Here is a 13,158-nt window from a genome sequence, read left to right as displayed (position 1 = left end):
AACCGGACTAAACTTAACAATACATATATTGTATTTGCGAGGGCTGAGTATATACTACTCGGCCCTTTTTTATCTCTTCTCGCCTCTGGAAATGTGTTTACATATTGAACTTTTTAAATACACAATCACCTCCATATTTTAAGGTTTTTCCTTCTACTTTATTGTTTTATGATAGCGAGTAAGTAATTGTTTTGTGATAGCAACCAAGTCGCTATCTCTTAACATCAAGTAATATAATTACGGCTAACTAACAACAACTGAAAGGACTACCTAGAATGAGCACTAATCAAACAAAGGATGATCGATACAAAGCTCGTCAACAAAAAGTAAAAGAGAATATCGATTCTAAAGTAGAAGCAGCTCAAATAGAAAAAGGGTTAATGCTTGTTATTACCGGAAATGGCAAAGGCAAGAGCACATCTGGTTTTGGTACCATTGCTCGCGCGGTAGGCCACGATCAACGTTGCGCAGTTGCACAATTTATTAAAGGCACTTGGGATAACGGCGAAAAGAACTTATTAGAAAAGCTTGGCGTCGAGTTTCAGGTAATGGCTACTGGTTTTACTTGGAATACCCAAGACAAGCAAGCCGATACCCTTGCCGCTCAACAGGTCTGGCAAGAGTGTAAGCGCATGCTTAAAGATGACAGCATTGATGTTATTTTATTTGATGAATTGACCTATATGGTCACTTACGGTTATATCGATCTCGATGACGTATTAGATGCTTTGCAAGCTCGCCCAACCGAACAATCTGTGATTATTACCGGCCGAGCCGCTCATCGCTCTTTGATAGAACTGGCCGATACGGTATCAGAAGTAAAAAATATTAAACACGCTTTTGAATCTGGGATTAAAGCAAGAAAAGGTGTCGACTGGTAATTCATTAGGTTTTATTCGCTTTAAAATCACATAAACAAATTATCAGGTTCGCTGTAATTATAATGGATAATTACAACGAACCTGACAAACAAGACTAATTAAACAAGCCTTTAAGTAACTTATCGGTAAGTTCTTTTGCATCGTCGTCGGATACTGCGTCACCTAATGCTCGGTTCAGCTCTTTTTGCGCTTTCTCTTCTAATTCCTGTTTTGCTTCTTCCGCTTTTTTCTTCAGCTCTTCTTTCTTTTCCGATTCAAGTTGTTTCCATAGTTGGTCAAACTCTACTTTATATTTTGGATCGGTCCATTGATTATAAACACGCACTGGGATGGTAATATCTTTAAGATCATCAACCCCTTCACCACCTTGACCTTCTAGGCTGCCAACCAATGAGGTATTTAATAGTAAATCCATAGTCTCTTGAATATAATTGACATCCCCTTCACCGCTAATTCTCAATAATGGCGAAGAAGCCGAAAAGTCATTCGTGGTCATCACACCTTTTGCTAAGTTCAAGGTCGCAGTTAATGCACTGAAATCCGTTTTTTTCTCTTCTGCTACGGTTTCATCTACACTTTGGCCTTTAATTTTCGCGTAATTAACTCGAATCACTTGAGCAATATTGATACCGTTCACTGCCCCATCAGCAAAGTTGATTTTTACGACACCAGATAAATTCTGCTTAATGCCACTCTGGGTAAGACTTTGACCTTTTACGTCGACATCAATATTACCGGTTCCAGACAACATATCGTTATCCGCTACGTCAATTAATAGTGGTAATACTTCAACACCTTTAATTTGTTTTTTCGCCCAGTAACTTGCTGGTGTATTTCTAGCGTCCAGCTGTGCTGAGGCTTTAATAGAACCTTGATATAAGTTAGACGTAAACGAATTCAACTCAGCTACACCTCGGTTTACGGTAAACTCAGTCAGTACCTCCTGCATCGTGGCGTTACTGGCTTTAAATTTATCGATAGAGATTTTGCCTTTGACATCTAGCGTTTTTAGCGCACTTAAATCGGGTTCTACTTCTGCCTGATTTGAAGTGCTTGCAGTTGGTGAACTTGCCTCTGCTGTGTCGGAAGAACTCGTCTCTGGTTGTTGGTTATTCAAACCAAGAAATTGATCTAAATCGATATTCGGGCTATGCAAAGCAAAACGAATTTGAGGAATATCCATTAACTTAACTGAGGTGCTGCCATCAAGTTGAATATCATTCAAAGTGAGTTTGTCTATATCCAATGAGATTAATGACTGCTCAAGGTCAAACGTAAAATCAGATTGACTGGTAACATTCATTGGAGACTGGGGTAACGCACTGCCTTCAAAGGTTGAATCGAGGTCAATAGCCTGTAATTGAACCATGCTAATAGCTTTATCAACACTTAGAGTCGAGGTTAAAGACAGCTCGATATCCATATCAGCAGCATTGCCCTGTACACTAATTTTCAGTGGATTGTCTTGGTCGAAAGCAAAGGTATCTAACTCTAGTTTTACGCTAGAAATATCCGTAGTAGGATCACTGAAGCTTGAGTTTACTTCAATATTACGTAACTGATAATCCAGCAAGTCTTGGCTTAAGATTACTTCTGCCTCACCTTCTGCAGCGAACGTTTGCTGATTATTTTGCCCTTTCGCTGCAAATTGAACTGTGGTCCATTGATCAAAAGCGAATTCAGACACAGATAAACCAACATCATATAGCTTGCTGTAGCTTCCTGTTGAATCATCTTGAATTTCTAATAACGCGTTTGTTATCTCTACGCCTGCAAGATTAATAGCCCATGGTTCAGCTGGCTGTTGCTGTTGCTCAGAATTGCTACTAGCCGTCGACTCGGGGGAAACCTGTGATTCTGTCTTTGTCTGTTGCTGGGTTAATGCGTCTAAATTACTTGCGCCATCTTTGTTAGTTTCAAGATAAATTTCCGCACCATCAAGAGAAACTTGACCGATAAATAGCTCTTTATCCAATAAAGGTAGCACTGATACGTCGACGCCAATCGCGTCAATTTTTAATAAGTTTTCATTTTTAAACCCTTCAGGGTTTTTAAGTTCAGTTTTGCCTAAACTTAATCCTAACGACGGAAAAATTTGCCAAGCAATATCGCCATCAATCACCAAATCCATGCCAGTTTGCTTCTTGGTCTGTTCAACTATAAGAGGTTTAAACTGATTTGGGTCGACAAACAATAGCAATGCAGCTACTGCAATAATAATAATAAAAACTGGAATGCCTATAATTAAGAGTAGCTTCTTCATTTACATTTCCCTTTACAAAAATTGAGGAGAGTTATATCACTCTAAAAATACATAAAATGAGCATAAATACGATCTATTTTATTAAGACAAAAAATGGCACATAAAGTGCCACTTTTTCAATTACATATTATTAATATATAAACAAATATATGCTAACTGAACGTCAATATAATAATAAATTTCTTATTTTTAAGAGTTCAATAGCTTAGCTATGTGGGCTTTTAGCACATCGATAGCGATTCTATTCTTCCCACCACGGGGGACAATAATATCGGCGTACTGTTTGGATGGCTCAATAAATTGCATAAACATTGGACGTACTGTTTTTTGATATTGCTTTAGTACCGATTCCATAGTTCTATCACGCTCTTGCACATCGCGGGTTAAACGTCTTAGTAAACAGATATCAAGTGGCGTATCCATGAAAATAGAGGCGTGCATTAAGTTACGTAGACGAGGTTCTGTTAACAACAATATACCTTCTAAAATGATGACTTTCTTAGGCGTAAAGGTAGTGGTTTCTTCAACTCTCGTATGCTCGGTATAACTATATTCGGGAATTTCTACGGTATTGCCTGCCATCAATTGTTCCAAATGATCACATAGTAGATCATGGTCAAGCGCGTTCGGATGATCATAGTTCGTCTTAATTCGCTCCTCCATACTTAAATCACTTTGATCTTTATAGTAGCAATCTTCGGTAATAACTCCGATTTGATGATCACCAACCTTAGCTTTTAACTCTCTATAGATCGTACTAGCGATTAAACTTTTTCCAGACGCAGACGCACCAGCAATACCAACAATGACGCAATTACTTATTTCAGACATGACCAACACTTGGGGATAATGGAATAAACCCAGCGATTATAGAGTTTACTCGGCTGAGATACTAGGATTTGTAGCAAGAGATTTACGCAATACAGTATAAAATCATGCCAACACTTAGCTAATCTTTCATTTCTCCGCTATTTACTCGGACTAGACCGAGGCCTTGGTGAAATTACGCCTCCTTGCCCACCTTATCAACATGACGAACATAATGAACACAAGTTACTATGTAATGGGTCAAATTGAGGCGTTATCTCACCAAAGCCAGCATCATAAATAATGATTTTATGACTAACTTAAATTGGTTAACGGAATATGTTCCGGTTGAACACGCCCACTCCAAAATAGTGTACTGGCTATTTTTTCTGCCATTTGTAAATAAATTTGCGTATGTTCACCTTCAGGTCTAGCGACAACCGTTGGTTTGCCAGCATCTATATCTTCACGCATAGAGATATGTAATGGAACTTGGGCCAATAAATTCTGACCAAATTCTTGGGCAACTTTCTCAGCACCATTAATACCAAAAATGTGCTCTTTTTCACCGCAATGACTGCAAACGTGGTAACTCATATTCTCAACAATTCCAATCACTGGCACGTCTACTTTTTCAAACATAGCCAACCCTTTACGTACATCGGCTAAAGCCAGATCTTGCGGAGTCGTCACAATAATAGAGCCCGTTACAGCAATATTCTGCGACAGAGTTAACTGTACATCACCGGTACCCGGTGGCATGTCAATAACGAGATAATCCAATTCTGGCCAATCGGTTTCATTAAGCAGTTGTCCCAGTGCTTTAGATGCCATCGGACCACGCCAAATTGCCGCTTCTGCTTTATCCACTAAGTAGCCGATAGAATTGGTATAGATACCAAATGATTCTATTGGGATCATAAACTGATTATCTCTAACGTCTGGTCTTTCATCTTCCTTGCCTAGCATCATAGGCACTGATGGACCATAAATATCTGCATCAAGTAAGCCAACTTCCGCCCCTTGCGCACGCAAAGCTAACGCTAAATTTACCGCAGTAGTCGATTTACCTACACCACCCTTGGCAGACGTAACAGCAATAATATTTTTTACGTTAGACACCTCTGATTTAACAACCGTTTCCATGCTAGCAACATGTACAGAGACTCTAATTTTACTGCTATCAATATCTTCATTCTCTATCCAATTGCTCAATGAAGTCTGCAAGTCTTTGGAATAAAAAGGCAGTTGAATCGAGATCGAACCATCTTTGAGCATTTTTACTATTGAATTGACCTCAGCCCAACCTTCAATCAATAAAGGATGCTGAAAGTGATTTAACCAATCACACAATTGCTGCTTCGACTGGACAATAGACATACATTTTCTCCTAGCGATTTAAGGGCGTGGCACAGAAATTATCCAAAATTTGCTCTATTGAATCTAATTTCATTAATATCTTATATGCTAACACTGCAAGGCTATCAGCTAAACCCTAAAAATATCACCGAATCAATGTTTCCACTGTTGGAGTAACAGTCTGCATAAGGTAACATTACCTTCTTATTTCATCTTCCAATTATAGCGAATTATTAAGTATGGCAACTGATCCAAGAAAACTTTTGGTAACTTGTGCCCTTCCGTACGCTAACGGTTCAATTCATCTTGGCCATATGCTTGAGCATATCCAAGCTGATATTTGGGTTCGTTACCAGCGATTACGAGGCAACACAGTAAACTTTATCTGCGCAGACGATGCTCACGGCACGCCAATAATGCTTAAGGCACAGCAGATGGGGATCACCCCAGAAGAAATGATCGCTGCCGTTAGTGAAGAACATCAAAAAGATTTCAGTGGTTTTGATATTAGTTTCGATAATTATCACAGCACGCACAGCGATGAAAATCGCGAGTTTGCTTTTCTAATTTATAACCGTTTGAAAGAAAATGGCTTTATAACTAGCCGAACCATTTCGCAGTTATATGATCCTGAAAAAGAGATGTTTCTACCTGATCGCTTCGTAAAAGGCACCTGTCCGAAATGTAAATCGGAAGATCAATATGGTGATAACTGCGATAATTGCGGTGAAACCTACAGCCCTACGGATTTGATTAACCCTAAATCCGCTGTTTCTGGTGCGACGCCAGTTATGAAAGAGTCTGAGCATTTTTTCTTCGACTTACCGCAATTCGAAAGTATGCTGAAAACATGGACTCGTTCAGGATCACTGCAAGCTGAAACGGCGAACAAAATGCAGGAATGGTTCGAATCAGGTCTGCAACAATGGGATATATCTCGTGATGCACCTTACTTTGGTTTTGAAATTCCAGGTGAGAAGAATAAGTTTTTCTATGTGTGGCTTGATGCGCCAATTGGTTATATGGGCTCTTTCAAAAACCTATGTGATCGACGCGATGATCTAGATTTTAACGAATATTGGGACAAAGATAGTAGCGCTGAACTGTATCACTTTATTGGTAAAGATATTGTTTACTTCCATAGTCTATTTTGGCCAGCAGTGTTAGATGGTTCTGGATTCAGAAAACCAAACAATGTGTTCGTGCATGGTTATGTTACAGTCAACGGCGCTAAAATGTCTAAGTCGAAAGGGACATTTATTAAAGCAGCAACTTACCTTGAACATTTAGATCCAGAATGTTTACGTTACTATTACGCCGCTAAACTAAATAGCCGTATTGATGATTTAGATTTAAATCTAGATGACTTTACTCAACGTGTTAATGCCGATGTTGTTAACAAAATAGTTAACCTCGCCTCGCGCAATGCAGGCTTTATTACAAAACGTTTTGCTGGAAAATTGTCTAGCACTTTCGCAGAGCCAGAACTGTATGCTGAATTTGCTCAAGCGGCTGATAAAATTGCACAGCAATTCGAAGCTCGCGAATTTAGTCGTGCAATCAGAGAGATTACCGCTCTAGCAGACAAAGCAAACCAGTACGTGGATGAAAAAGCCCCTTGGGTTGTGGCCAAAGAAGAAGGAAAAGATCAAGAGCTGCAAGATATTTGCTCGGTAGGTATTAACCTGTTCCGCGTTCTCATGACTTATTTAAAACCTGTTATGCCAGAGCTTGCTGCACGAACAGAAGCGTTTTTAAACCAAGAACTGACTTGGCAAGGTATGGCTACACCTCTCGTCGACCATGAAATAACCAAATTTAAAGCGCTATTTAGCCGCATTGATCCTAAAAAAGTTGAAGCGATGATAGAAGCGTCAAAGCAAGATGCAGCCAAAGAACAAGCGGACAAAGAAAAATCATCAGCACCGGCAAGTGAATTAGATAAAGAGCCGGTTGCAAGTGAAATTGAGTTTGATGATTTTGCTAAAGTTGACCTGAGGATCGCTAAAATCGTTTCATGCGAAGAAGTACCAAAAGCCAATAAACTACTTAAGCTGGAACTTGATATTGGTGGTGAAACCAGACAAGTATTTGCAGGAATAAAGTCGGCTTATAAACCTGAAGATCTTATCGGTAAACATACGGTTATGGTGGCAAACCTTAAACCTCGTAAGATGAAGTTTGGTATGTCTGAAGGCATGGTATTAGCCGCAGGGCCGGGTGGAAAAGACCTATGGATTTTAGAACCACATGATGGTGCTAAGCCGGGTATGCGTGTTATGTAAAGGCGACATTGTGCCTTATCTCTATTTTGATTAATGAATTTATTTATTGGTCAATAAATAGTAAAAAAGCAGACCATGTTAATGGTCTGCTTTTTTCTGCCTCTATGTTACCCATTCCTCATCCATCCCCACTTCAGAGCAAGATGCACCATTGTTGATAGTGCATACCAAACATTAAACATTAACAATCTGTTTTTAAACACATTATTCATGGCACTATATCTGCATGTACTCATTTAGTGGTATACGACTAAGGAGTATTTATGATTGTACTTATCGCCATTTTATTATCAGTATTGATCTTGGGGCTTATGTATTGGTCCTCACAAAGTCGCGACGCCAGTTTCCAACGCAAATATGAAATGGTCTCGGATTTGCGAACACTTGTAACACTTTGTCGTCAACATAGAAGCGCTAGTCACCATATCCTTCAGCAAAACAACCCACGTAGCGATGAAATTGACTTAATTGAACAGAAAATGATGTCGACCTGTGAAAGTGTTATTAGCCAAGCTCATTTTGACAACAAACCTATCTACCGAATTTTACAATCAAAATTAAAAAAGCTTGTGTCTGAATGGGAAACATTAACAGTTAGCCAAAATCAAATGTCGCATGGTCGCGCAATTCGTCACTGTCTGTTCTTAATTGATGAGGTTGTTCTAGCCTGGCTAATAGAGGCGCAAAAAACTGAACTTAGCGATGAATATAACCTTAAATGGCAACAAATCATTGATAGCTTGGAGGCGTTAACTCAGTTTAGGTTGACCATACAAGATGCAGACGATAAAAATGGATTTTCACGACTACAGTTACATTCAGCAACGGTAACACGACGGTTAAATCAGTTAGCTTTGATTAGCCCAATCGCGGTAGCTTCACCTGCTTGCTCTTTAGTATGTAAACAATTGGAGGAACTGTCTGACTCAGCAGAACTGGATTTTACCAACGACCAGTTATATAAAATGTCTACCGATGCTTCACTGGTCATTTTTAACTGCTACGACTGCATACTTACCGAACTAGCGGAAAATATTTATGAACCGTTACCTAAGTTGGTACTGTCAATTTAATTTTTCAACGAACACATTTAATAATTCGATACAAAAAACCCGCTTAATAAGCGGGTTTCAACATTATAAATAACATAAACTATTGACGTGGCTAATTAGTGATCATCTTCAGTAAAGTTAGCAGGAAGCGAGGTTTTCATTTGATTCCATATCTGCGCACTTTCTAAGCCATAACTGCGAATCAACACAGGCAATCGATCTCTATCTCCATTCTCACAAACGTCTAAAAGCTGGCGATAAAAATTTAACGCTAATTCTCTTGAATCCGGATTAGAAAAATAGAAATTTCCAACGCGATCATACAATTTTTTTAAGCCGTTAAAAATCAACCCATATATTTGGTTGCCTGAGTGAAATGCTAAACGTTGGAACAGCATATAATCATAATAATTAAAGGTTTTTGCTATTAACAGTGATTCACGCAGCGCTGCATTTTTTTCGCCATCATCTTTTACATTTTGGCTGATTTTGTGGCCATAAGGTGATGCTTCGATAAAGGCATCCCAATTTTTTGCCGATAACAACTCTTCGCACGAACTAATGACTCTACGAATAGTTTTCTCAGAACTCTCTTTATTAGCTTTGAACGCATAACGCATGAATATAGGGCTGATATTAGAACGAGCTGCTAATAAATCTTCTACAATACTTGTCGCATTTTCAGAATCTAACGTCATCAAAGTATCGAGAATATGTAGACTAGACGTCTCCATAAATTGATTCACTTTTGTTGGTTTACCATGCTGAATAGTGAGCCAACCGTCACGAGCTAAGCGTTGCAATACTTCTCTGAGTGTTGTTCTGGTCACTCCAATCAGTTCTGATAATTCGCGTTCTGCAGGCAATATAGAACCTGGGGCGAAACGGCCGTTCCAGATGCTTTCAATTATATATTTTTCAGCAAAGCCTGCTGGACTTTTTGCCTTTATAACCATGAAGTTTTATATCCGAATAATTATTGTAATGTCGTATAACTCATCATACCACCAGTTACTCGTCGAACGAAATCTGAAAGATCTACCGAGGTCACGTTAGGCACCACCATGAGCCTCATATTATTGAGAAATTTTATATTCCAACTGATTATATGATCTACATCATAAAAACCCTAATTTCAGTAGAAACCTACGATTAACCATCCCTATTTTCATACTAATAAAAACCAAATCATCAATTTATCTATCTGTAAAATAAACATTTTATTTTTAAAAATTGCTTTTTTGTATTTCAGAAACCATATGCCAATAAAATTGTAAAAAAACGTAAATTACATGGTATGCTATGTGAGGTTTTGAACTGAAACTTATATAGAATTTATGGAACTAATAACTTAAATATATTTGCGTTATTGATTCTAACTATTAGTTAACAATATTATCAGTTTAAAATAGGAAGTGCTTGTTAAATATCAAACGGCTCATTTTAGGCCTATATATCGTTGTTCTAATCAATAAGTAACAAATAATGAGGTGTATGTTTAATACCCCCCATAAGACAAGCATAAGATCAAAAATTCATTACATTGTAAGAGTATTAACATGCCGATTTCACTCGGGAACGCTTTGATCAAGAACTTTCTCGGCAAAGCGCCAGACTGGTATAAAGTTGCCATCATAGCTTTTCTCATCATTAACCCTATCGTCTTTTTTTATGTCAGCCCATTCGTTGCTGGCTGGCTGCTCGTTGCTGAGTTTATATTCACTCTAGCAATGGCGTTAAAATGCTATCCTCTGCAACCGGGCGGCTTACTTGCCATTGAAGCCATTGCGATTGGAATGACCACACCTGAATTGGTAATGCATGAATTAGAAAACAATTTAGAAGTTTTGCTACTGCTTGTTTTTATGGTGGCTGGCATCTATTTTATGAAGCAATTATTGCTGTTTATATTCACCAAAATATTACTTGGGATACGTTCTAAAATATTTCTCTCTATGGCATTTTGCTTTACCGCTGCTTTTCTGTCAGCGTTTTTAGATGCGTTGACAGTAATCGCAGTAGTAATCAGTGTGGCAATAGGGTTTTATTCTATTTATCATAAAGTTGCATCAGGTAAAGGAACTAATCCAGCGCATGACCACACAACTGACGAGCACTTTACAGAATTAACCCGCGATGATTTAGAGAACTATCGTTCATTTTTACGTTCATTGCTTATGCATGCTGGTGTTGGTACCGCACTTGGTGGGGTAACAACCATGGTAGGTGAACCACAAAACCTAATTATTGCCGATCAAGCGGGATGGTTATTTGGCGAATTTATCGTTCGTATGCTACCAGTAACATTACCGGTATTTATCTGTGGCTTAATTACGTGTGCATTAGTCGAGAAATTTAGCGTATTCGGCTACGGGGCCCAGCTACCCGATCGTGTTCGCACTATTTTGAATGACTATGATCAAGAACAAAAAAGAAAACGTACCAAACAAGATATCGCTAAACTGTATATACAAGGTCTAATCGCTGTTTGGCTGATTGTCGGATTGGCGCTGCATTTGGCTTCCGTCGGTCTGATTGGGCTATCGGTTATTATTTTAGCGACTGCTTTTACGGGTGTTATTGAAGAACATTCACTGGGCAAAGCATTTGAAGAGGCCCTGCCCTTTACTGCTCTGTTAGCGGTATTCTTTGCTGTGGTTGCGGTAATTATCGATCAACATTTATTTGGTCCAATAATTAATGGCGTATTAGCCATGGAAGGAAGTCAGCAACTTAGTATGTTCTATGTTGCCAACGGATTATTGTCCATGGTTTCTGATAACGTTTTTGTCGGTACGGTTTATATCAACGAAGTGAAAAGCGCATTGAATGCGGGTGTAATTAGCCGTGATCAATTTGACTTACTGGCTGTTGCTATTAATACCGGTACCAACCTACCTTCAGTAGCAACACCGAATGGACAAGCGGCGTTCTTATTTTTGTTAACCTCGGCTTTAGCGCCACTTATTCGCTTATCTTATGGCCGAATGGTGGTTATGGCGTTCCCGTATACCATTGTTCTCGCATTTGTTGGTTTGGGTGGAATAACCTTCCTACTCGACCCTATGACGGCTTGGATGTACGATTTAGGTTGGTTAACGCATCATGCTGCAGAAGCCGCTAACTCAGCCGTTTCTGCTGTGGGCCATCACTAATATTTATTGACCACTGAACTTATTCAGTATAAAAAGCTCTGACTAATCAGAGCTTTTTTATTTTCTACATTAGGGATGTAATAGGTGAATTTTTTTTCTGCTTTAAATACTTTTTCTAAGACACGTTTATCTTGGCTTCTGCTGTTTTTCTTTATCGTGTTTTTTATTGCTTGTGCCTACACCTTTCAACACGTAATGGCGCTAGATCCGTGCGTGATGTGTATCTACGAAAGAATCGCTATGATTGGGATAGGTATTTCAGCATTATTTGCTGCTATTAACCCGCAAATTTTACTGTTTCGCTGGTTGGGAATTTTAGCCTGGGGCGCGACATCATTAAAAGGGTTACTGTTGGCTTTAGAACATGTTAGCTATCAAAACAACATTTTTGCCACTTGTTCACCACTACTTTTCCCAGATTGGGCGCCATTAAATAAGTGGCTACCTAGCTTTTTTGAAGCCACAGGTAGTTGTAGCGAAGTAGTATGGCAGTTCGTAACCCTTTCTATGCCGCAATGGTTAGTCATTATATTTGCGGCAAGTTTTGCCGTTGCATGCATCATTGCTATATCGCAATGTTTCGGTACCAAACGCTCAAATTAAACATCAAGCGATTCACTGAATTCTTAAGTTGGTGAATCGCTACTTTGCTTCACTATGCTTACCACTGAGTGCAAGGCTTACCACTGAGTGCAAGTTACCCTAGTCAGACCCTTATTTACCGCAGCATTGCTTAAATTTTTTGCCCGTTCCACATGGGCACATATCATTTCTACCCACATTTTTATACGGGTTAATATTTTGCCCTTGCGCTCCAATCATCTGCTCATCCGCAGCTAACGCAACCTCAGCCAGCATAACATCGAGTTGAGGTAACAGATTTTGTAAGTTAGGTGGATTATCAATTCCTGATTCTCTCATCTGCTGTTGTGTTTGTTGCTCATCAATCGCAAGCATAAAAGTAGTCAGTAACGCTTGCAGCATACGCAGAGTACTGTCGAGTAACTGTATTTCTTGATACTGCACTTCTATGGTCGGCCAAACAGACATAAAGCCTTCTGCTAAATCAGCTAGCTGTGACTCATCAAGATTGAGTAGTGAGTATTCACTACGCTTTAGCATGTTGTATTGTTGGTTTATCCTAGCGACCAATAACGTGGTTGCTTGCTCTTTATCGACTCCAACTTGTTGACACCAATGTTCTGGCTCTAAAGGTTTCACGGCTAGATTAGCCGCTAAGATGGCCCCTTCAATAAAAATAGCAGACTCACCTTGCCAATCTTGGGGTAATTCAATTGTTTGCATAATATTTGTTCTACATTGAGTTCTATACTGCAAGAGTATATTAAAAGCCAC

10 protein-coding genes are annotated in these 13,158 nt (G+C 39.1%); 5 read left to right on the top strand and 5 right to left on the bottom strand.

Translation table 11 applies throughout. The features are described from left to right. The first annotated feature begins 275 nt into the window (after positions 1–275). On the top strand, positions 276–881 hold the full coding sequence (cobO, locus tag ACLKML_RS16340) for a cob(I)yrinic acid a,c-diamide adenosyltransferase (protein ID WP_413284085.1): 606 nt from the start codon (positions 276–278) through the stop codon (positions 879–881). 94 nt (positions 882–975) lie between these two features. Here cobO and ACLKML_RS16335 read toward each other — a convergent pair whose 3' ends face one another. The 3 genes from ACLKML_RS16335 to apbC all read right to left on the bottom strand — a co-directional run bounded on the left by ACLKML_RS16335 (position 976) and on the right by apbC (position 5,331). Beyond that, positions 976–3,144, bottom strand: coding sequence for an AsmA family protein (locus ACLKML_RS16335; RefSeq protein WP_413284084.1), 2,169 nt, complete (start codon positions 3,142–3,144; stop codon positions 976–978). Between the two features lie 189 nt (positions 3,145–3,333). After that, positions 3,334–3,975, bottom strand: coding sequence for a uridine kinase (udk, locus tag ACLKML_RS16330; protein ID WP_413284083.1), 642 nt, complete (start codon positions 3,973–3,975; stop codon positions 3,334–3,336). A 291-nt stretch (positions 3,976–4,266) separates the two neighbouring features. Further along, entirely contained in the window at positions 4,267–5,331 is a 1,065-nt protein-coding gene (gene apbC / locus ACLKML_RS16325) for an iron-sulfur cluster carrier protein ApbC (protein ID WP_413284082.1), read from the bottom strand. A gap of 218 nt (positions 5,332–5,549) precedes the next feature. Here apbC and metG point away from each other — a divergent pair, with 218 nt between their 5' ends. Further along, positions 5,550–7,595: a methionine--tRNA ligase gene (gene metG, locus ACLKML_RS16320; protein ID WP_413284081.1), complete on the top strand. Its 2,046-nt coding sequence runs from the start codon at positions 5,550–5,552 to the stop codon at positions 7,593–7,595. A 263-nt stretch (positions 7,596–7,858) separates the two neighbouring features. Next, the gene (locus tag ACLKML_RS16315; protein WP_413284080.1) at positions 7,859–8,668 is read left to right on the top strand and encodes a hypothetical protein; all 810 of its coding nucleotides are present in this window, start codon (positions 7,859–7,861) and stop codon (positions 8,666–8,668) included. Positions 8,669–8,763: 95 nt separating this feature from the next. On the opposite strand, the gene fadR is transcribed toward ACLKML_RS16315, so the two are convergent. Beyond that, positions 8,764–9,603 carry a fatty acid metabolism transcriptional regulator FadR gene (fadR, locus tag ACLKML_RS16310; RefSeq protein WP_413284079.1) on the bottom strand — a complete coding sequence of 280 codons (840 nt, stop codon included), beginning with the start codon at positions 9,601–9,603 and terminating at the stop codon, positions 8,764–8,766. A 603-nt stretch (positions 9,604–10,206) separates the two neighbouring features. Here fadR and nhaB point away from each other — a divergent pair. Then, complete coding sequence (gene nhaB / locus ACLKML_RS16305; RefSeq protein WP_413284078.1) at positions 10,207–11,802, top strand: Na(+)/H(+) antiporter NhaB; 1,596 nt, start codon at positions 10,207–10,209, stop codon at positions 11,800–11,802. A gap of 84 nt (positions 11,803–11,886) precedes the next feature. Next, entirely contained in the window at positions 11,887–12,405 is a 519-nt protein-coding gene (dsbB, locus tag ACLKML_RS16300; RefSeq protein WP_413284077.1) for a disulfide bond formation protein DsbB, read from the top strand. 111 nt (positions 12,406–12,516) lie between these two features. Here dsbB and ACLKML_RS16295 read toward each other — a convergent pair whose 3' ends face one another. Next, positions 12,517–13,107, bottom strand: coding sequence for an SEC-C metal-binding domain-containing protein (locus tag ACLKML_RS16295; RefSeq protein ID WP_413284076.1), 591 nt, complete (start codon positions 13,105–13,107; stop codon positions 12,517–12,519). Between the last annotated feature and the right edge of the window lie 51 nt (positions 13,108–13,158).

The sequence above is a fragment of the Vibrio sp. MA40-2 genome (assembly GCF_047302445.1).
Taxonomy (GTDB): Bacteria; Pseudomonadota; Gammaproteobacteria; order Enterobacterales; family Vibrionaceae; genus Vibrio.
This window is presented reverse-complemented; position numbering and strand designations above follow the sequence as displayed.

Bases quoted from the DNA above. Each gene is read 5' to 3' on its own strand.
- cobO (WP_413284085.1), top strand. From the start codon at position 276: ATGAGCACTAATCAAACAAAGGATGATCGATACAAAGCTCGTCAACAA.
- ACLKML_RS16335 (WP_413284084.1), bottom strand. From the start codon at position 3,144: ATGAAGAAGCTACTCTTAATTATAGGCATTCCAGTTTTTATTATTATT.
- udk (WP_413284083.1), bottom strand. From the start codon at position 3,975: ATGTCTGAAATAAGTAATTGCGTCATTGTTGGTATTGCTGGTGCGTCT.
- apbC (WP_413284082.1), bottom strand. From the start codon at position 5,331: ATGTCTATTGTCCAGTCGAAGCAGCAATTGTGTGATTGGTTAAATCAC.
- metG (WP_413284081.1), top strand. From the start codon at position 5,550: ATGGCAACTGATCCAAGAAAACTTTTGGTAACTTGTGCCCTTCCGTAC.
- ACLKML_RS16315 (WP_413284080.1), top strand. From the start codon at position 7,859: ATGATTGTACTTATCGCCATTTTATTATCAGTATTGATCTTGGGGCTT.
- fadR (WP_413284079.1), bottom strand. From the start codon at position 9,603: ATGGTTATAAAGGCAAAAAGTCCAGCAGGCTTTGCTGAAAAATATATA.
- nhaB (WP_413284078.1), top strand. From the start codon at position 10,207: ATGCCGATTTCACTCGGGAACGCTTTGATCAAGAACTTTCTCGGCAAA.
- ACLKML_RS16295 (WP_413284076.1), bottom strand. From the start codon at position 13,107: ATGCAAACAATTGAATTACCCCAAGATTGGCAAGGTGAGTCTGCTATT.